General features: G+C 61.2%; 20 protein-coding genes. 5 read left to right on the forward strand and 15 right to left on the reverse strand.

Annotation, left to right across the window (positions count from 1 at the left end; translation table 11 throughout):
* The first annotated feature begins 52 nt into the window (after window positions 1–52).
* From AADW22_RS04340 to AADW22_RS04350, 3 genes are all read left to right on the forward strand, one after another.
* A complete protein-coding gene (locus AADW22_RS04340; protein ID WP_407474322.1) occupies window positions 53–1,399 on the forward strand; it encodes a 1-acyl-sn-glycerol-3-phosphate acyltransferase in 1,347 nt (448 codons plus the stop codon).
* Between the two features lie 164 nt (window positions 1,400–1,563).
* Complete coding sequence (gene ccrA, locus AADW22_RS04345; protein WP_009826059.1) at window positions 1,564–2,844, forward strand: crotonyl-CoA carboxylase/reductase; 1,281 nt, start codon at window positions 1,564–1,566, stop codon at window positions 2,842–2,844.
* A 178-nt stretch (window positions 2,845–3,022) separates the two neighbouring features.
* Window positions 3,023–4,558 (forward strand): ATP-dependent RecD-like DNA helicase, encoded by a 1,536-nt coding sequence (locus AADW22_RS04350; protein ID WP_037964998.1) that lies wholly within the window; start codon window positions 3,023–3,025, stop codon window positions 4,556–4,558.
* Here the strand turns inward: AADW22_RS04350 and AADW22_RS04355 are convergent.
* The 12 genes from AADW22_RS04355 to AADW22_RS04410 form a co-directional block, all read right to left on the reverse strand.
* On the reverse strand, window positions 4,555–5,325 hold the full coding sequence (locus tag AADW22_RS04355) for a TIGR02186 family protein (RefSeq protein ID WP_005851546.1): 771 nt from the start codon (window positions 5,323–5,325) through the stop codon (window positions 4,555–4,557). The two genes, AADW22_RS04350 and AADW22_RS04355, sit on opposite strands and share 4 nt — an antisense overlap.
* Window positions 5,322–6,230 (reverse strand): sulfite exporter TauE/SafE family protein, encoded by a 909-nt coding sequence (locus AADW22_RS04360; RefSeq protein WP_005851548.1) that lies wholly within the window; start codon window positions 6,228–6,230, stop codon window positions 5,322–5,324. The genes AADW22_RS04355 and AADW22_RS04360 overlap by 4 nt, the downstream gene beginning before the upstream one ends.
* Window positions 6,231–6,309: 79 nt before the next feature.
* Window positions 6,310–7,278, reverse strand: coding sequence for an ABC transporter permease (locus AADW22_RS04365; RefSeq protein WP_005851549.1), 969 nt, complete (start codon window positions 7,276–7,278; stop codon window positions 6,310–6,312).
* The gene (locus AADW22_RS04370; RefSeq protein ID WP_407474323.1) at window positions 7,278–8,408 is read right to left on the reverse strand and encodes an ABC transporter permease; all 1,131 of its coding nucleotides are present in this window, start codon (window positions 8,406–8,408) and stop codon (window positions 7,278–7,280) included. The genes AADW22_RS04365 and AADW22_RS04370 overlap by 1 nt, the downstream gene beginning before the upstream one ends.
* Window position 8,409: 1 nt before the next feature.
* Window positions 8,410–10,038 (reverse strand): ABC transporter ATP-binding protein, encoded by a 1,629-nt coding sequence (locus AADW22_RS04375; RefSeq protein WP_407474324.1) that lies wholly within the window; start codon window positions 10,036–10,038, stop codon window positions 8,410–8,412.
* A gap of 2 nt (window positions 10,039–10,040) precedes the next feature.
* Window positions 10,041–11,036, reverse strand: coding sequence for a BMP family protein (locus tag AADW22_RS04380; RefSeq protein WP_005851554.1), 996 nt, complete (start codon window positions 11,034–11,036; stop codon window positions 10,041–10,043).
* 160 nt (window positions 11,037–11,196) lie between these two features.
* Window positions 11,197–11,598, reverse strand: coding sequence for a GNAT family N-acetyltransferase (locus AADW22_RS04385; RefSeq protein WP_407474325.1), 402 nt, complete (start codon window positions 11,596–11,598; stop codon window positions 11,197–11,199).
* 11 nt (window positions 11,599–11,609) lie between these two features.
* Entirely contained in the window at window positions 11,610–12,266 is a 657-nt protein-coding gene (gene tsaB, locus AADW22_RS04390; protein ID WP_386172806.1) for a tRNA (adenosine(37)-N6)-threonylcarbamoyltransferase complex dimerization subunit type 1 TsaB, read from the reverse strand.
* Complete coding sequence (locus AADW22_RS04395; protein ID WP_005851560.1) at window positions 12,259–12,819, reverse strand: NifU family protein; 561 nt, start codon at window positions 12,817–12,819, stop codon at window positions 12,259–12,261. Before AADW22_RS04395 ends, tsaB begins: the two co-directional genes overlap by 8 nt.
* Before the next feature lie 98 nt (window positions 12,820–12,917).
* Window positions 12,918–13,376 (reverse strand): universal stress protein, encoded by a 459-nt coding sequence (locus AADW22_RS04400; RefSeq protein ID WP_005851562.1) that lies wholly within the window; start codon window positions 13,374–13,376, stop codon window positions 12,918–12,920.
* 32 nt (window positions 13,377–13,408) lie between these two features.
* Window positions 13,409–14,275, reverse strand: a complete 867-nt coding sequence (locus tag AADW22_RS04405) for a branched-chain amino acid aminotransferase (RefSeq protein ID WP_005851564.1) — start codon at window positions 14,273–14,275, stop codon at window positions 13,409–13,411.
* A 14-nt stretch (window positions 14,276–14,289) separates the two neighbouring features.
* Window positions 14,290–14,526 carry a hypothetical protein gene (locus tag AADW22_RS04410; RefSeq protein WP_005851566.1) on the reverse strand — a complete coding sequence of 79 codons (237 nt, stop codon included), beginning with the start codon at window positions 14,524–14,526 and terminating at the stop codon, window positions 14,290–14,292.
* 124 nt (window positions 14,527–14,650) lie between these two features.
* Between AADW22_RS04410 and AADW22_RS04415 the strand changes: the two genes are divergently transcribed.
* A complete protein-coding gene (locus AADW22_RS04415; protein ID WP_407474577.1) occupies window positions 14,651–15,358 on the forward strand; it encodes a M48 family metallopeptidase in 708 nt (235 codons plus the stop codon).
* A gap of 9 nt (window positions 15,359–15,367) precedes the next feature.
* The gene (locus AADW22_RS04420) at window positions 15,368–15,718 is read left to right on the forward strand and encodes a YigZ family protein (protein WP_009826067.1); all 351 of its coding nucleotides are present in this window, start codon (window positions 15,368–15,370) and stop codon (window positions 15,716–15,718) included.
* A 7-nt stretch (window positions 15,719–15,725) separates the two neighbouring features.
* Here the strand turns inward: AADW22_RS04420 and AADW22_RS04425 are convergent, their stop codons facing one another.
* From AADW22_RS04425 to rimO, 3 genes are all read right to left on the reverse strand, one after another.
* Window positions 15,726–16,346 (reverse strand): hemolysin III family protein, encoded by a 621-nt coding sequence (locus AADW22_RS04425; protein WP_342579832.1) that lies wholly within the window; start codon window positions 16,344–16,346, stop codon window positions 15,726–15,728.
* Window positions 16,347–16,469: 123 nt separating this feature from the next.
* Window positions 16,470–16,889, reverse strand: coding sequence for a hypothetical protein (locus AADW22_RS04430; protein WP_407474326.1), 420 nt, complete (start codon window positions 16,887–16,889; stop codon window positions 16,470–16,472).
* Between the two features lie 175 nt (window positions 16,890–17,064).
* Window positions 17,065–18,435 (reverse strand): 30S ribosomal protein S12 methylthiotransferase RimO, encoded by a 1,371-nt coding sequence (rimO, locus tag AADW22_RS04435; protein WP_037943285.1) that lies wholly within the window; start codon window positions 18,433–18,435, stop codon window positions 17,065–17,067.
* Window positions 18,436–18,475: the final 40 nt, after the last annotated feature.

Consider the following 18,475-nt stretch of genomic DNA (forward strand, 5'->3'; position numbering starts at 1 on the left):
GGTTGACTGTTTTATGTTGCCCAGACAGCGCGGGTCCTGCAAGGGTTGGGCGATGACGCAAACGATTGAACTTCCCGTCTGGCTTTTCGCGGTGATCCTGCTGTTCGCGGCTGTAACCGCGCTTAGCCATTTCCTGTTGCCCTCGGTCCGGTGGTTCTTTCGCAGACGGCTGGAGAAAGCTGTCGCGCAGCTGAACACGCGGCTGACCCGCCCGATTGAACCGTTCAAGCTGGCGCGGCGGCACGATATGATCCAGCGGTTGATCTATGACCCGCAGATCAGTCAGGCGATTGTGGATCACGCGCGCGCCGAAGGTATCCCCGAGAACGTCGCCTCTGAACAGGCGCGCCGCTATGCCCGCGAGATCGTCCCGAGTTTTAGCGCCTTTGCCTATTTCAGTTTTGGCATCCGGCTGGCGCGGTTTCTGGCGAATGCGCTGTATGATGTGCGCACCGGATCGCGCAACGACGCGGTGATCGAAGGTATCCCGTCAGAGGCCACGGTCATCTTTGTGATGAACCACCGTAGCAACATGGACTACGTGCTGGTGACCTACCTCGCGGGGGAGGCGTCGGCGCTTAGCTATGCCGTGGGGGAATGGGCGCGTGTCTGGCCGCTCAGCCGGTTGATCCGGTCGATGGGGGCGTATTTCATCCGGCGCAAGTCGCGCGGCGCGCTGTATCGCAAGGTCTTGGCCCGCTATGTGCAGATGGCGACCGAAGGCGGGGTGACCCAGGCGATCTTCCCCGAGGGCGGGCTGAGCCTGAACGGCAAGTTGATGCCGCCCAAGATGGGTCTGCTTGGCTATGTGCTTGAGGCCGAGTTGAAGGACCGCGATGTCGTCTTTGTACCGGTGGCGATCAACTATGACCGTGTACTGGAAGACCGCGTGTTGATTGCTGCGGACGCGGCAGGCACGCGCCGCTTCGATGCGCAAATCTCGGTCATTTTGAAATTCATTGTTCGCAAGATCTGGCTGCGTATGCGCGGCAAATTCCTGCGCTTCGGTGAGGCGGTGGTCGTGTTCGGCACGCCGGTACATTTGCGCGACTATGGCGACGCGCCGAATGTGGACGGGCTGGCGCAGGATCTGATGGGGCGGATCGAACACGAGATGCCACTGTTGTTCGTGCCCTTGCTGGCGCGGGTGCTGTTGCTGGCGGAAAAGCCGCTGGATGGCGTCGCGCTGGAACAGGAAATGCAAGGCATGGCCGCGCGGGCCTCTGACGAGGCTGCGGTTGTGGCGCAGGACTTCGCCGCCAATGTCGCCAGAGCACGCGATCATCTGGTGCAGCGCGGGATGATCACGGCGTCGGATCGTGGCTATGCCCCCGCCGACGGGCAACGCCCCGCCTTGCGGTTCTACGCCAACTCTATCGCCCATTTCTTTGACAGATAGGTCACACAAGCGAAACTACTGCCGAAATTGCTGCGAATGCAAAGTCATAAAATTACAATTACAGGTCAAATGGTGTTGCATTGTTGCGCGAAGGATCATATTCCACCAGTAGACGCCGCGATTCTGCACTGCGGCACAAACCTATTCTGACTGTGGAGACCGACATGGCCTTGGACACGAATATCGCGCAATACGACGCACCGGAAAAAGACCTTTACGAGATCGGGGAAATCCCGCCGATGGGCTACGTTCCAAAGCAGATGTACGCATGGACCATCCGCAAGGAACGCCACGGGAACCCCAATACCGCGATGCTCGAAGAGGTCGTGGACGTGCCGACGCTCGACAGTCACGAGGTGCTTGTCCTCGTGATGGCGGCGGGTGTGAACTATAACGGTGTCTGGGCTGCCTTGGGCAAACCCATCAGCCCCTTCGACGGCCACAAGCAGCCCTTCCACATTGCGGGCTCTGACGCGTCGGGCATCGTCTGGGCGGTCGGCGACAAGGTAAAACGCTGGAAGGTCGGCGACGAAGTCGTGATCCATTGCAACCAGGATGACGGCGACGACGAAGAGTGCAACGGCGGCGATCCGATGTATTCCCCCAGCCAGCGTATCTGGGGCTACGAGACCCCCGACGGATCCTTCGCCCAGTTTACCAATGTGCAGGCGCAGCAGCTGATGCCACGCCCCAAGCACCTGACATGGGAAGAGGCCGCTTGCTACACGCTGACGCTGGCCACCGCCTATCGGATGCTGTTCGGCCACGAGCCTCATGACCTGAAACCGGGCCAGAACGTGCTGGTCTGGGGTGCCTCGGGCGGTCTGGGGTCCTATGCGATCCAGCTGATCAACACCGCTGGCGCGAATGCGATTGGTGTGATCTCGGATGAATCCAAGCGTGACTTTGTGATGGATCTGGGCGCCAAGGGCGTTCTGAACCGCAAGGACTTCAACTGCTGGGGCCAGATGCCCACCGTGAACACGCCCGAATATGCGGCTTGGTTTAAAGAGGCGCGCAAGTTCGGTGCCGCGATCTGGGAGATTACAGGCAAGGGCGTGAACGTCGACATGGTGTTTGAACACCCCGGCGAGGCGACGTTCCCTGTTTCCACCTTCGTCTGCAAAAAGGGCGGCATGGTCGTGATCTGCGCGGGGACTTCGGGTTTCAACCTGACTTTCGACGTGCGCTATATGTGGATGCACCAGAAGCGTTTGCAGGGCAGCCACTTTGCCCACCTCAAGCAGGCGTCCGCCGCCAACAAACTGATGGTGGAGCGCCGTCTTGATCCGTGCATGTCCGAAGTGTTCACCTGGGCCGATCTGCCCGACGCACACATGAAGATGATGGCGAACGAGCATAAGCCGGGCAACATGTCGGTACTGGTGCAATCGCCCAAGACCGGCCTGCGCACGCTCGAAGACGCGCTGGACGCGAAAAAATAAGTCGGTGGCCCCCGTTCAGGGGGTGCTGACAACCGGCTGACCAGACACCCGCGCACCAATCCATCGGTGCGCGGGTGTTGTCGTATCCGGCATCACGCGGCGGTTTGGCACGGGCTGATTGCGCGAATAGCGGCGATGCCATCTGGCCCCCGGTGCCGCGCTGAATTAGGGTCGCGCCATGACAGTACCTGCCCTTACCTATTCCGCCGATCAGGCGGCTGCCTTTGACAGCGTGACCGAGATGTTGCGCCATGCGGGCATCGATCTGGATGACAATCTGCTGATGCCCCCTGCGGGCGGGGCGGACCAAGTGCTAGCGGTGACTGGCAAGGCGGGGTCGGGCAAAACCCTGCTGCTGGCAGAACTGTACAAGGCGCTGGAAAATGCCGGCGTCGACATCGTTTCGGGTGATTACGAACGCAAGAAGAAAGACAAGCGCACGCTCGCCATTCTGGCCCCCACCAACAAGGCGGCATCGGTCCTGCGGCTGCGCGGTGTGCCCGCGACGACGATCCACCGCATTCTCTATACGCCGGTCTATGACCCCGAATACGAACGCATCGCGGAATGGCTGGCGGGCAGCGGTGAACGCCCGGTGATCGAGGGGATGAACGAAGTCTCGCTGGACCGCGCCTTCGCGTTCTACGAGAACAACAAATCCATTCCCGGTGCCTTGGCCGCTGCGGGGCTGCGCGGTAGCGATTTCATCACCGGATGGAAGCGTCGCGAGGAACCGCTGGATATCGGGTTTGTCGATGAAAGTTCGATGCTGGATGACAAACAGTTCGAGGATCTGAAAGAGATCTTCCCGACGTTGCTGCTGTTTGGCGATCCGGCGCAGTTGGCCCCGGTGGGGCAGTCGGGCACGATGGTGTTTGAAAAGCTGCCCAAGGAACGGGTGCTGAACCTTAGCCGAATTCACCGGCAGCAGGCCGACAACCCGATCCTTGATCTGGCCCATGCGCTTGCCGATCCTGACCTGAGTTTTGAACAGTTCGAGCGTATGGTCGAAGACGCGTCAAAGAAAGACGACCGTGTCGTCTGGGGCCAGCGGGTAGAAGTGGACTTGATGGCGCGGTCGCCTGTGCTGGTCTGGCGCAATGCCACGCGCATCCGGCTGATCAACGCTTTCCGGTCGGTCTATGGCGCGCCCGAAGACGCGCTGCTGGAGGGGGAGCCACTGATCTGCGACGGGATCGAGCTGCCGCTGAAACACCGCAAGAAACGGCTCGACCTTGAAGCGCGCGGCCTGATCAAGGGCGCGCAGGTCGTCTATCTGGGGGCAGGGCGCAAGCCGGGCTTTAGCCGCTTGCATGTGATGGGCGCGGAAGACCCGCAAATCTCTGCCGCGTCGATCGTGAAGATCGAAAAACCGGACGAGGAAGAGCCCTTTATTCCTTTTGCCGCGCGCATGGGGGCAACATTTTTGCATGGGGCGGCGGTGACGATCCATAAGGCGCAGGGCAGCCAGTGGGACACGGTGCAGGTCTTTGCGCCCGACCTTTATGCAGCGGCGCGGATGGGCCGGTCAGAGGCGGGGCAGCCGCTGTGGAAGCGGCTGGCCTATGTGGCGATCACCCGTGCGCAAGAGCGGCTGATCTGGGTCGTGCGCAACCGCCTGTCGAAACCGTCCGGAATGCTGCGGGTGGACGATCTGCGCGCGGCCCCTGCCGCCCCGCTGAGCCTTGAGACACAGACGGATGATCCCGCCTAGCGGCGCAGCGCCGCAAAAAGGCTAGAGGCCCCCCAGCCCGCCGCGATGGCAATCGCCAGCGACAGCAGCCCGTAGACCAGCGCATTTTCCCGCGACAGGTTGAACAGCCAGCGTTCCAGCCCGACCTTGCGCACGTCGATCAACGTCCCGTATTGCGCCACGACGGACCCGCCGCGGGTCAGGAAAATGCGGGTGTTGTAATCGCCCTCGATCAAGGACGCGGGCAGTTGCACCGTCGCGCGGAACAGGGTCTGTTCGTCCACGGTCACGCCTTCCTCGTCCAGTTGATACTGGTTCGCCTTGCTGCGGATGCGCACAAGCGCGTCCGAGAAGGCGGCGGAATCCTCGATATTCATCGGCGCACCGACCGACCGGATCGCCCGCGGGACAGAGATTTTATAGCGCAGGTCCTCGGTGCGGTTCAGCACGTCCTGCAAGGGGCCACTGGTGGCGACGGCATAGAAGCTGGGGGCACGGTCGACCTCGACGGCAGCGGTGTTCACCCAGATGCCAAAGGTCTTTTCCTTGCGCCGTACCGTGACCGGGGCCGACGGGCCGGACACGGTCACCACGACCTCAAGCTCGGGGCCTTCGGGGATCGGGGTCTCGCGTTTGACGGCCCCGAAGATGATGATCTCGGACCCGTTGAAATTGGTGGAGATAGAGACTTCGCTTTGGTTCAGGCCCAGCACAATCGCCTCGTCCGCGGTGGCGGAGAAAGACAGGCAGGCCAGCGCTGCCACCAAAAGGGCACGCAGACGGATCATGATGTGAACCCGACGGAATAAAGCTCTGCTGGTTGCAGCAACAGTTCCAGCGCCAGCTTGCCGCAGACGACCAGCACCAGAAGCGCAAGCAGGATCCGCAGCTGTTCCGCCTTGAGCTTGGTGCCAAGGCTGGTCCCGAACTGCGCGCCGATCACCCCGCCGATCAGCAGCAGCACGGCCAGTACGATGTCGACGGTATAGTTGGTGGTGGCGTGTAGCATCGTGGTAAACGCGGCGACAAAGATGATCTGGAACAACGATGTCCCCACAACCACCTTGGTCGGCATCCCCAGCAGATAGATCATCGCCGGCACCATGATAAAGCCGCCGCCCACGCCCATGATCGCGGCCAAAAGCCCGACAAAAGCCCCGACCAGTAGCGGTGGAATGACCGAGATATAAAGCCCCGTGACCCGAAAGCGCATCTTGAACGGCAGCTTCTGGATCCACGTGTGTTTCTTGCGCGGGGGGCGTTTGCCGCTGCGGGTCTTGTACATCGCATTCAGCGATTCAATCAGCATCAGCCCACCGATGATGCCAAGGAAAACGACATAGCACAGGTTGACCAGCAGATCGACCTGACCCAGCGATTTGAGGTAGTTGAAGATGGTGACGCCCGCGGCGGCCCCGACCAGCCCGCCCGCCAGCAGCACGCTGCCCATGCGCAGATCCACCGTCTTGCGTTTCAGATGCACCAGCAGCGCCGAAAAGGAGGAGGCAACGATCTGGTTCGCGCCGGTCGCCACAGCGACCGCAGGGGGGATGCCGATAAAGAACAGCAGCGGTGTGATCAGAAATCCGCCCCCGACGCCGAACATGCCGGATAGAACGCCCACGATACCGCCCAACCCCAAAAGGAGGAACGCGTTGACCGACAGCTCGGCAATGGGCAGGTAAATTTGCATAGAAGCAGTTAGACCGATCCAAAGGTTGAAATCAATCGTGGATGCTGCGCCGCCGCAATTTGCGACGGCGCGGGGAGCGTTAACGCTCTTTGACGTAGGGCTCGCCACCGGCACGGGGCGGGATCGCCTTGCCGACAAAGCCCGCGAGGATGATCACGGTCATCACATAGGGCAGGGCGGCCAGCAACTGGCCCTGAACCTTGAAGTTCACCAATGCCTCGATCACGTCGGGGCGGGTTTCCAGCGCGCCGAACAGGCCGAACAGCAGCGTGGCCCACAGCGCGTACCACGGGCGCCACTTGGCAAAGATCAGCGCCGCCAGCGCGATATAGCCACGGCCTGCGGACATATCCTTGATGAAGCCGGCCTGCAGCGCCGTGCTGAGGTAGGCACCGGCAATACCGCAAAGCACGCCACAGATCAGCACCGCGGCATAGCGCAGCCCGATGACGGAAACCCCAGCGGTATCCACCGCCGCGGGGTTTTCGCCCACAGCGCGCAGACGCAGGCCAAAGCGTGTCCGGTACAGCAGCCACCATGTCGCAGGAACCGCGAGGAAGGCGAGGTAGACAAGGATCGAATGGCCCGAGATCAACTCGGCATAGAGCGGGCCGATGATCGGGGTCTGGGCGATGTCATCGGCAAAGGGCAGGGTGATCGGATTGAACCGCGCCCCGCCGATCAGCGACGGCGTGCGACCGCCTTGCTGGAACCAGTCCTGCGCGATCAGCACCGTCAGACCGGCGGCAAGAAAGTTGATCGCGACGCCGGAAATCAGCTGGTTGCCGCGGAAGGTGATGGAGGCAAGCCCGTGCAGCAGGCTCAGCGCCATCGACGCGGCGATGCCGGCCAGCAGCCCCAGCCAGACGTTCCCCGTCAGCGACGCCACGGCCGCCGAAAAGAACGCCGCCGCCAGCATCTTGCCATCAAGGCCGATGTCGAAAATACCGGCGCGTTCGGAAAACAGACCGGCAAGGCAGGCCAGCAGCAGCGGTGTGGCAAGGCGCACGGTGCTGTCGAACAGTTGGATGAGCGTGATATAATCCATTATTCAGCAGGCTCCACCGGTTTGCGTTCGGGCTTGGGGGCCCGTGCGGCGCGCAGCGCCAGAAAGATTTTCTCGAGCGGCATACGCACCATGTTATCCAGCGCTCCGGTAAAGAGGATCACCAGCGCCTGAATGACGACGATCAGCTCGCGCGGGATCGAGGTCCAGAGCGCCAGTTCAGCACCACCCTGATAGAGGAACCCGAACAGGATCGCGGCAAGGAAAACGCCCAGAGGATGGCTGCGCCCCATCAGCGCCACGGCGATCCCGATAAAGCCCGCGCCTTCCGTGGCGTTCAGCACCAGCCGTTCGGCTTCGCCCATGACGTTGTTGATCGCCATCATGCCCGCCAAACCACCCGAGATGATCATCGCGATCATTGTGATCTTGACCGGAGAGATACCGGCGTATTTCGCGGCCGATTCCGAATGGCCATAGGCGCGGATCTCATACCCCAGCCGCGTGCGCCAGATCAGCACCCACAGGAAGATACAGGCCGCAACCGCCACCAGCAGCGAGATATTGGCGGGCGCGGCCTTGGAAAACTCGATCCCCAGCGGGGCAAGGATATCATGTAGCGTCGGCAGTTTGGTCGCGTCAGGAAAACGCGCCGTTGCGGGATCCATGCTGCCTTGGGGGCGCAGCATATTGACCAGAACATAGTTCAGCACCGCCGCCGCGATAAAGTTGAACATGATCGTGGTGATCACGATATGGCTGCCCCGTTTGGCTTGCAGGAACGCGGGAATCGCGGCCCAGGCGGCGCCGAACACGGCAGCCATCGCAGCCGCACCGATCAGGGCCAGTGACCAATGGGGCCACGGGATATACAGACAGGCCAGCGCCACGCCCAAACCGCCCAGCATTGCCTGGCCTTCACCACCGATATTGAACAGCCGCGCGTGAAAGGCGATGGCAACGCAAAGGCCGGTGAACATGAAGTTCGTGGCGTAATACAGCGTATAGCCCCAGCCATAGGTGCTGCCCAATGCGCCGGACACCATCAGTTTGACGGCCGCAACGGGGTCTTCCCCGATGCCCAGAATGACCAGCGCCGACAGGATCGCTGCCAGCAATAGCGAAATCAAAGGCACGAGGACGACCTCGGCCCATTTTGGCATTACGTCCATGTTACACTTCCTTATGCGGATCGCCGCCCGCATGGGCCAGATTGTCTTCGATCTCTTCGATGGAATGGGGCGCATCGGTATCGGTGATGCCCGCCATCAGCAAGCCCAGTTCCTTTTCATCGGTCTGGCTGGCGTCTCGGATGCCCATGACTTGACCGTCGAACATGACAGCCACCCGGTCGCTGAGTGCGAGAATCTCTTCCAGCTCGACCGAGACCAGCAGGATCGCCTTGCCCTGATCGCGCAGGGCGACGATCTGTTCGTGGATGAATTCGATCGCGCCGATATCCACACCACGGGTCGGCTGGCCGATCAGCAGCAGGTCGGGATTGCGTTCGATCTCGCGCGCTAGAACGATCTTTTGCTGGTTCCCGCCGGAAAAGTTCTTGGCCGCCAGTTTGGGGTTTGGCGGACGCACGTCGAAACGTTCCATCTTTTCAACGGTGTCGGCCTTGATCGCGGCGTTGTCCATCAATATGCCGCTACGGTAGGCAGGGTCTTTGTGATAGCCGAAGGCGGTGTTTTCCCACGCCTGATAATCCATGATCAGACCTTCGCGCTGGCGGTCTTCGGGGACGTGAGCGATGCCGTGGTTGCGGCGGGATTGGCCGTCGGATTTGTTGCCGGTCAGGTCCAGTGCCGTGCCATTGACGCGCACGCTTCCCTTGCCGGTCTGGTATCCGCCCAGAACCTCAAGCAGTTCGGACTGGCCATTGCCGGCCACGCCTGCAACGCCAAGGATTTCGCCCGCGCGGACTTGCAGATCGATGCCGCGCAGACGCTCGACGCCCTTGTCATCAACGACGCGCAGCCCTTCGACATCCAGAATGACCGGACCGGGGGCCGCGGGTTTCTTGTCAACACGCAGCAATACCTTGCGGCCGACCATCAGCTCCGCCAGTTCGGCGGGCGAGGTTTCGGCGGTCTTGACTGTGGCGGTCATCTCGCCGCGGCGCATGACCGATACGGTGTCCGTCGTCTCCATGATCTCGCGCAGCTTGTGGGTGATCAGGATGATCGTCTTCCCCTCGGAGCGCAGACGCCCGAGGATGCGGAACAGCTGGTCCGCCTCGGCTGGGGTCAGTACGCCGGTGGGCTCATCCAGAATGAGGATATCGGCCTGACGATACAGCGCCTTGAGGATTTCCACCCGTTGCTGCATGCCGACGCCGATGTCTTGCACCAGCGCGTCGGGATCGACCTTGAGCCCGTAGTCATCGGCCAGCTTCATCAGCGATTTGCGCGCCTTGGCCAGTGATGGCTTCAACAGCCGCCCGTCTTCGGCACCCAGAATGATGTTTTCCAGGACCGTGAAATTTTCAACCAGTTTGAAGTGCTGGAACACCATCCCGATGCCTGCGGCAATCGCGGCCTGGCTGTCAGGGATGTCGGTCTTTTTACCGGCGATAAAGATGTCGCCTTTATCGGCTTTGTAGAATCCGTAAAGGATCGACATCAGCGTCGATTTGCCCGCGCCGTTTTCCCCGATGATCCCATGGATCGTGCCGGGCATGACGCGGATAGAGATGTCTTTATTGGCCTGTACCGGACCAAAGGCCTTGGAGATGCCTTTCAGCTCGATCGCCGGAGCGGCAGTTTCCTGCCGCTCCGTATGTGTTGCAGTGCTCACGCTTAGAAGCTCAGGCTCGGGCAGCTGTCGTCGGACATGTAGTCATGTACCTCAAGCGACCCGTCTGCGATCTTGGCTGCTGCTTCATCCACAGCGGCCTGCATTTCAGCGGTAACCAGTGCCTTGTTGTGTTCGTCAATCGCGACGCCCACGCCTTCGTTGCCAACGCCCATGACGTTAAAGCCTTTTTCCATGCCGGGGCCATCGGACATCGCGTCAAACACAGCGTTGTCCACGCGTTTGATCATCGAGGTCAGGACTTTGCCCGGGTGCAGGTGGTTCTGGTTGCTGTCCACGCCGATCGACAGGATGTCTTCGTCCGCTGCGGTTTGCAGAACGCCAACGCCTGTGCCGCCCGCGGCTGCATAGACAACATCAGCACCCTGGCTGATCTGCGCTTTGGTCAGTTCGGACCCTTTCACGGGGTCGTTCCATGCGGCAGGGGTCGAACCGGTCATGTTCGAAATCACGGTCGCGTCGGGGTTCACGGCCAGAACGCCTTGGGCGTAGCCGCAGGCGAACTTGCGGATCAGGGGGATGTCCATGCCGCCGATGAAACCGACAGTGTTGGATTCGGAGGCCATCGCCGCCATCATGCCGACCAGATAGGACCCTTCGTGTTCGTTGAAAACAACGGAACGGACGTTGGGTGCGTCGACAACCATGTCGATGATGACAAAGTCGGTATCAGGGTAATCGCCCGCAACCTGACCAAGCGCATCACCAAAGGCAAAGCCGGTCATCACGATAGGGTTGGAGCCCGCTTCGGCGAAACGGCGCAGCGCCTGTTCACGCTGTGCTTCAGACTGCAGTTCGATCTCGCGGAAGCTTTCACCGGTCTCTTCGGCCCAGCGTTGCGCGCCAGCAAAGGCGGCTTCGTTGAAGGATTTGTCGAATTTGCCGCCAAGGTCGAAGATCAGGGCGGGTTCGGCCAGAGCCGCACCGGCACTAAGAGCCGTGGCCGCAGCAGCGCCGAGGAATTTGGTCATAAGGGTCATGGAGTGTCTCCCGGTTTATTGTGTTGGGGCGCAAGCGCGAAGCCTTTGCCCGGTCGCAGTTCCGCGCTTGCGCCCGGTTCCGTCGATCAGATGTACGATACTGCGTAGCCCATGGGTAGGGTCAACCGGATTCTCAAGCGCTTGGGGATGATATTGCCTATTAACCGTGCGTAAACTGACGCGAAAGGATCAATGCATCAACGGATGGCGCATCTTTACGCTGATAATACCCGCGACGTGTGGCCGTCTGGCGAAACCCTGCGGAAGTGTAAAGTGCGATGGCAGCGGTATTGTCGGCGGCGACCTCCAGAAAGGCGGTGTCGGCCTGCGCTTCAAGCCCGTCGATCCAGCGGTGCAGCAAGCAGCGGCCCATGCCCTGACGTTGGGCTGCGGGATCAACGGCGAGGGTCAGCAGCTCTGCCTCTCCCGCGATGAGGCGGGTCAGAGCAAAGCCCTGCGGCTCCGCCAGATACGTCACGAAAGGGGAGGCCAGCAGATCGACGATCTCTTGCGCCGTCCACGCACGGTCGTGCACAAAAGCGGCGGCGTGAATCCGCGCCATATCCTGCGGCGTCATGAAAAGATCGCGGGCGGTGTGTCGCGGGCCGGGGCGGCATCGGCGGGGCGCAGATACAGCGGGGCAGGGCGCGGGGTCTGGGTGCCAAGCTTCGTGGCGGCAATGCGTGCCGTTGCCTCTGCCACGGGCATACGAGGGGGCAAGGCGGTGCCGTTACAGAGTGCTGCGATCATATCGGCCTGATGACCCACACAGACGGGATCAGCGCGCGAGGGCACCGAAGGCAGATCATCCAGCCCACACATCACAGGGTCGCGGTCATCCATCGTGCCGAACACCTGCACGAACAGCTTGTCCTGCCGCGCATCGATGCTGCTGATGACAACGCCATCATGCCCGAAGGCCAGCGCCTGAAGATGCGAAACACCTATCGCAGGCACCCCAAGGCCAAGCGCCAGCCCGCGCGCGGCCGAGACCGCGATGCGGATCCCGGTGAAGTTCCCCGGCCCGATGCCGACGCCAATCGCTGTCAGATCGCTATAGGCCACATCTGCGCTGGCCAGCACCTCGGCACATAGGCCAAGCAGCCGTTCGCCCTGACCCTTGTTCATCGGTTCCTCGACGCTGGCGATGATCTGGTCGCCCGACAGCAAAGCGGCCGCACAATGTGCGGCCGATGTATCAAACGCCAGGAGAAGAGGCGTCTTAGGCAACCGGGCGTACCTCGGTCACTTCGGGGATGTAGTGGCGCAGCAGGTTCTCGATGCCCATTTTCAACGTCAATGTGGACGATGGGCAGCCCGCGCAGGCCCCTTGCATGTGCAAATAGACAACGCCGCGCTCGAACCCGTGGAAGGTGATGTCGCCGCCGTCCTGTGCCACGGCAGGGCGCACGCGGCTGTCCAGCAATTCCTTGATCTGGCCGACGATCGCACCGTCTTCGCCCGTATGCTCCGCATGGCCCGACGCGTGGTCATGGCCGGTTTCCATCACCGGCTGGCCGGATTGAAAATGCTCCATAATCGCGCCAAGCAGGGCGGGTTTCAGGTGGTCCCATTCGATCCCGTCAGCCTTGGTGATGGTCACGAAATCGGTGCCGAAGAACACGCCGGTCACGCCTTCGACAGCGAACAGACGCGTGGCCAAAGGCGAGGCGCTGGCGGCTTCGGGGGCGGGGAAATCGGCGGTGCCCATCTCTAGCACGGTCTGACCGGGCAGGAATTTCAACGTTGCGGGGTTGGGCGTGGATTCGGTCTGAATAAACATCACATGCTCCTGAAAGGGTTGATGCAGATATGCGACCTGAGCGCGCGCAAGTCAAGGTTTGGAACGATTCTAAGTTTGAGGCGGCCTGCGGTGCCGCCTCAGGTGATCATCTCGAGCCGTTCTTTGCTCATGTCACCGGGAACGATGGTAATCGGCACCGGCAGCGAGCCTGCGTTGCGGGAAAGCTGGGTCACCAAGGGGCCGGGGCCAGATTTCTTGTCGGTGCCCGCGCCAAGCACCAGCACGCCGACTTCGGGGTCATCGGCCAGCTGGTTGATGATCTCGTCCACGATCACACCTTCGCGAATAACCAGCGCGGGCTCCACGTTCAGCCGGTCGCGCATCCATTTGGCGAAGACCTCGAAATGCACCTCGATCCTTTCGCGGGCTTCCTCGCGCATGACCTCGGCCACACCGATCCAGTGATTGAATTCGTCAGGCGGGATGACCGACAGCACCACCACCCCGCCGCCAGAGTTGGACGCCCGCATCGCGGCAAATCGCATGGCGTTCAGGCATTCGCGGCTGTCATCCAGCACAACCATAAATTTACGCATAGCATCCTCCTGTTGAACGGCGGGGGGCGGGGTCAGCCACGGTCAGAGGCCGCCCAATCCCAATACATCTCGCGCACGCGGCGGGTCATGGGGCCGATCTGGTACTGCGTGTCGTCAAAAGCTTTGACCGGCGTGACCTTCATCATATTGCCGGACAAAAAGACCTCGTCCGCGGCGTGGAAATCGTCAAAGCTAAGCACTGTTTCGTGCACCTTGATCCCGTCGGCGCGCATGTTCGACATATGCCGCGCGCGTGTGATACCGGCCAGAAACGTGCCATTGGGGATCGGGGTGAACACCTCGCCATCCTTGACCATGAACACATTGGCAGAGGCCGATTCGGCGACATTGCCCATGGCGTCGGCGACCAGCGCGTTGCCAAAGCCCTTGGCGCGGGCTTCAACCATCATGCGGGCGTTGTTGGGATAAAGGCAGCCCGCCTTGGCATTGACGACGTTGTCTTCAAGCACGGGACGCCGGAAACGGGTCCGTGTCAGCGTCGTGGCCGCATCGGGTGCCGCCATAGGAATCTGTTCAAGGCTGATGGCAAAACCGGTCGCGTCCTTTAATGGCACGATCCCCAGCTCGTCGCCCGCCAGCGCCCAATACATCGGGCGGATATAGACGGCGGCGTCCTTGGGGTAGCTTTTCAGACCCTCGCGTACCATCTCGACCATATCGGCGGTCTCGACCGTGGGGGTGATCATCAGTGCCTTGGCCGACCGGTTGATCCGCGCGCAATGCGCCTCCAGATCGGGGCTGAGACCGTCGAACAGCCGCGCCCCGTCAAATACGGTCGTGCCCAGCCATGCACCGTGGTCCGCGGCCTTGATGACAGAGATGTCACCCTCGTGCCAACTGCCTTCGTAAAATGTCTTGATATGTGTGCCAGTGGCCATTGCGTGTCCTTTGGTTACCGCTTGGGCGCGGTGCGGTAGATGCCCTCGGGCAGGTTCAGCGCGGCTGTCAGATCGTGCAGCTGCTCGGGCGAGAGGCTGATCTTGCAGACAGAGTTGGTGCGCGGGTCCCATTGCTCGAATGTGATAACGCTGGCAAAGGCCTGCACCGTCACATCTTCACGCAAGGGTGCTTTGCCTTCGTCGATCAGAGTGATCACACTGGCATCGAATTCGTGTTCAATCGTAAACATGAAGGCACAGTATTCTTTCGGTGGTCCAATGCAAGAGCAGCACTGCGCCGTCTGTTCAAATCCGCGCCGCCGCGTTAAAACGGTGGCAGATCTATTCGTTGCCCTTTTGAGGATGCGTTACGTGATGTTGAGATACTGTTTTGCTCTGGCTGCTGCGGCATTTATGGCTGCCTGCGAACCGACGACCATGTCGGGGCCTGTTTCCACCCAACCCGAGCAAGGGCAACCCGCTAGTTTTTCCGCCAATGAATCCGCCCGCAGCTTTATCCGCGTGTTGCAAACGGTCGAACCTGTCGCTGAACGCGAATGTCGCGTGCGGACCTCGCAGGTGAATTGCGATTTCAACATCGTGGTAGACGACCGCCCCGGCCAGCCTGCCAACGCCTACCAGACCGAGGATAAGGCCGGGCGTCCGGTCATCGCCTTCACGCTCGCCCTGATCGCGGATGCGCGTAACGAGGACGAGCTTGCCTTTGTCATGGGGCACGAGGCTGCTCACCACATCGAAGGGCATATCGCACGCCAACAGCAGAACGCGGTCGCCGGTGCGGTAATCTTTGCCGGTCTCGCCACGCTGAGCGGGGGCGATGCCACTGCGGTCGAATCGGCACAGCGCCTTGGGGCGCAGGTGGGCGCGCGGACCTATTCCAAAGACTTCGAGCTTGAGGCAGACGCCTTGGGCACCATTATCACCGCACGCGCAGGGTATAACCCGCTGCGGGGGGCCGAATTCTTTACCCGTATTCCTGACCCCGGTGACCGTTTCCTGGGCACGCACCCGCCCAATGCATCGCGTCTGGATACCGTACGGCGGACCGCGGCGGGGCTGTAACTGAACCGCATGAAGCAGCTTGGCCAGATACTGTCGGACCGCGGGTCCAAATATGCCGTGTCAGGCTGCCCCGCGTCCGATCGCGCCGCCGTGGATGCTGCGCTGAAAGAGCTCAAGCGCGATAAATCCTATGCCAAGGCAACCCACAACACCTGGGCGGTGCTGCTGTCAGACGGCGGCCCGCTGAAAGGCGATGATGGGGAATCCGGTGCGGGGATGGTGATCATCCGGATGCTAGAGCGTGAGGGTCTGGAGGATCACCTGATCGTGGTCACGCGCTGGTATGGCGGGAAACATTTGGGCGGCGACCGGTTCCGCCACGTGCAATCCTGCGTGCGCGCCTATCTGGACGCGGCCTGACACGGGCTTACAAGCTGATAGAGATGGCGGCGAAAAAGCAGATAGAGGCGGCAAGCACAAAGCTGTGCCAGATCGCATTTTGAAAGCGCATGCCGGGGTGTGCAAAGACGATCGTCCCCAGCGTATAGATCAACCCGCCGATGCCGATCAGCGTCAGCGCCGTGGTGGGCAGGCTTTCCCACATCGGCCAGACCAGCAGCACAGACAGCCACCCCATGCCAAGATAGAGATACAGCGACGCTTTAGACTCCGTGCTCCAGAAAGACAGTTTGGCGACCGCGCCGATAATGGCCAGCGCCCAGACCACGGCGAGGATGCCATAGGCGAACCCCGTTCCGATGAGCACAACAAACGGTGTGTAGGTGCCCGCGATCTTGAAGTAGATCGCCGCATGGTCAATCCGCCCCAGCAGGGCACGGGTACGATCAAACGGCAAAAGGTGGTAAATTGCCGACGCCAGAAGCGACAGAACGAAGCAGGCCGCATAAACCAGCGTCGGTGTAAGCTGCTCCCCCTGGCTTGCAGCATAGGTTGTCAGCAGGATTGTTGCCGGTATCGCAAATCCCAGACCCAACACGTGGATCGTGCCATCGGCGAGAGTGTCAGCGGTTGGGTGCGGATAAGCCATAGGTCAAATCTAGCACCCGTTTACAACATTCCCATGTCAGATTTCGTCTAATGCATGGCGCTTTGGTATCTCGACCTATCCATTCGTATAGGAGGTTATGCCGACGCGTGGCGCGCGTCCGGATCAACGGGGTTTATTGCCGTCGATCCAGCGCGACATCATCGTCTTGTCGCGGAAACATTCCTGCGGGATATCGCGACGCTTCAGACGGGCGATGCGTTCGGCAAAAGCGACCTGCTTTGACGACGGATACTGCGAAAACGGCCCATCCACCGGCTTGGGCTTATGGGCGTCGATCCATTCAGACAGCGCGGCGCTGTCGGTCAACGCCCGCTTTGGAACAGGCGCGCCGGTCTTGAGGCTAAGCGAGGTAGCATAGTGCATCTGCTTCTCCGTCGGCGGCAAAGCGGCGCGCGCGTCGCGGGCTGAATCTTCTGCACGGGCAGGTACGGCCCCGTTGTCGGGATCGAACATGCCGGGAAACTGCGGTTGGTAGGACATCGTATAGGCCCCCTTGTTCTGGTTGGAACATATATAGAACATCGCGTGCGCATTTTCAAGGGTTTCACCTCTGATACGCCATCGTATGTCTATATGTAGGGTGCGGATTTACTATTTCCACTACATGGGCTGCGCCTGCAATCGGGCCTGCCTGCGCGAATAGGAACGCCAGGACGCTCGGATTGTTCCACGGTTGAGAAGGGGGGAGGGTGGTGGCCTAGACCACGCGCCCCCAAAGATCGTATTCGCCAGCTTCTTCGACTTCGACGGTCACGATCTGGCCCACGCTCAGGTTTTCGAAGCCTTCGTCGATGAACAGGTTGCCGTCGATCTCTGGCGCGTCTGCCTTTGTGCGGCAGGTGGCGGCCTCGTCGTCGATCTCGTCGATGATCACATCCATGCGGCGACCGACTTTGGCTTCCAGCTTGGCGGCCGAGATGGCTTGCGCCTTCTCCATAAAGCGGTTCCAGCGGTCTTGTTTGACCTCGTCCGGCACGTGATCCGGCAGGGCGTTCGACCGCGCCCCGTCAACGTTTTCGTACTGAAAGCAGCCCACGCGATCCAGCTGCGCCTCGTCGAGCCAATCCAGCAGGGTCTGGAACTCTGCCTCTGTCTCGCCGGGGTAGCCGACGATGAAAGTCGACCGCAGGGTGATGTCGGGGCAGGTGTCACGCCACGCGGCGATTTCATCCAGCGTCTTTGCCGCCGCCGCAGGACGGGCCATGCGTTTCAGCACGTCGGGATGCGCGTGCTGGAAAGGAATATCCAGATAGGGCAGTACCAGACCTTCAGCCATCAGCGGGATCAGGTTGCGCACATGGGGGTAGGGGTAGACGTAATGCAGCCGTACCCACGCCCCGAGCGACCCCAGATCACGGGCCAGATCGGTGATATGTGCGCGGTGGCCACGGTCTTCGGCATGTTTGATATCGACGCCGTAGGCCGACGTATCCTGAGAGATCACCAGCAGTTCGTTCACGCCGTTCTGCACCAGCTTTTCAGCCTCGCGCAGGATCGCATGGGCGGGGCGCGATTGCAGGCGGCCGCGCATGTCGGGGATGATGCAGAACTTGCACTTGTGGTTACAGCCTTCCGAGATCTTCAGATAGCTGTAGTGGCGCGGCGTCAGGCTGACGGCCTGCGCGGGCAGCAGATCGATAAACGGATCGGGCGAGGGCGGCACTGCCCCATGCACCGCGTCCAGCACCTGTTCATATTGGTGCGGGCCGGTGACGGCCAGAATACGCGGGTGATGTTCGCGGATGTAATCCGGCTCGGCCCCCAGACAGCCGGTCACGATCACTTTGCCATTTTCGTTCAGCGCCTCGCCAATCGCGTCAAGGCTTTCGGCCTTGGCGGAATCAAGGAACCCGCAGGTGTTCACAATCACCGCATCCGCCCCGGCGTAGTCCGGCGACACGCCGTAGCCTTCGGCGCGCAGGCGCGTCAAAATCCGTTCGCTGTCGACCAGCGCCTTGGGGCAGCCCAGCGATACCATGCCGATGGTCGGCTGGCCGGGGCGGGACGGATTGCTGATCTGGGCCTTTGGCGCAAGATCGGGGCGTAGATTTGGTGGGTTTGTGCTCATGAACTGCGCTATAAGCCATGCAAAGGGTCTGGGAAAGGCC

It is taken from the genome of Sulfitobacter sp. PM12 (assembly GCF_045586035.1).
Taxonomy (GTDB): domain Bacteria; phylum Pseudomonadota; class Alphaproteobacteria; order Rhodobacterales; family Rhodobacteraceae; genus Sulfitobacter; species Sulfitobacter pontiacus.

Excerpts from the sequence above, each read along its gene's own strand:
- AADW22_RS04425 (WP_342579832.1), bottom strand. The coding sequence starts at position 16,346 with ATGGCTTATCCGCACCCAACCGCTGACACTCTCGCCGATGGCACGATC.
- AADW22_RS04360 (WP_005851548.1), bottom strand. The coding sequence starts at position 6,230 with ATGCAAATTTACCTGCCCATTGCCGAGCTGTCGGTCAACGCGTTCCTC.
- ccrA (WP_009826059.1), top strand. The coding sequence starts at position 1,564 with ATGGCCTTGGACACGAATATCGCGCAATACGACGCACCGGAAAAAGAC.
- AADW22_RS04370 (WP_407474323.1), bottom strand. The coding sequence starts at position 8,408 with ATGGACGTAATGCCAAAATGGGCCGAGGTCGTCCTCGTGCCTTTGATT.
- AADW22_RS04350 (WP_037964998.1), top strand. The coding sequence starts at position 3,023 with ATGACAGTACCTGCCCTTACCTATTCCGCCGATCAGGCGGCTGCCTTT.
- AADW22_RS04380 (WP_005851554.1), bottom strand. The coding sequence starts at position 11,036 with ATGACCCTTATGACCAAATTCCTCGGCGCTGCTGCGGCCACGGCTCTT.
- rimO (WP_037943285.1), bottom strand. The coding sequence starts at position 18,435 with ATGAGCACAAACCCACCAAATCTACGCCCCGATCTTGCGCCAAAGGCC.
- AADW22_RS04365 (WP_005851549.1), bottom strand. The coding sequence starts at position 7,278 with ATGGATTATATCACGCTCATCCAACTGTTCGACAGCACCGTGCGCCTT.
- AADW22_RS04420 (WP_009826067.1), top strand. The coding sequence starts at position 15,368 with ATGAAGCAGCTTGGCCAGATACTGTCGGACCGCGGGTCCAAATATGCC.
- AADW22_RS04415 (WP_407474577.1), top strand. The coding sequence starts at position 14,651 with ATGTTGAGATACTGTTTTGCTCTGGCTGCTGCGGCATTTATGGCTGCC.
- AADW22_RS04430 (WP_407474326.1), bottom strand. The coding sequence starts at position 16,889 with ATGTTCTATATATGTTCCAACCAGAACAAGGGGGCCTATACGATGTCC.
- AADW22_RS04340 (WP_407474322.1), top strand. The coding sequence starts at position 53 with ATGACGCAAACGATTGAACTTCCCGTCTGGCTTTTCGCGGTGATCCTG.
- AADW22_RS04410 (WP_005851566.1), bottom strand. The coding sequence starts at position 14,526 with ATGTTTACGATTGAACACGAATTCGATGCCAGTGTGATCACTCTGATC.
- AADW22_RS04400 (WP_005851562.1), bottom strand. The coding sequence starts at position 13,376 with ATGCGTAAATTTATGGTTGTGCTGGATGACAGCCGCGAATGCCTGAAC.
- AADW22_RS04385 (WP_407474325.1), bottom strand. The coding sequence starts at position 11,598 with ATGGCGCGGATTCACGCCGCCGCTTTTGTGCACGACCGTGCGTGGACG.
- AADW22_RS04405 (WP_005851564.1), bottom strand. The coding sequence starts at position 14,275 with ATGGCCACTGGCACACATATCAAGACATTTTACGAAGGCAGTTGGCAC.
- AADW22_RS04355 (WP_005851546.1), bottom strand. The coding sequence starts at position 5,325 with ATGATCCGTCTGCGTGCCCTTTTGGTGGCAGCGCTGGCCTGCCTGTCT.
- AADW22_RS04395 (WP_005851560.1), bottom strand. The coding sequence starts at position 12,819 with ATGTTTATTCAGACCGAATCCACGCCCAACCCCGCAACGTTGAAATTC.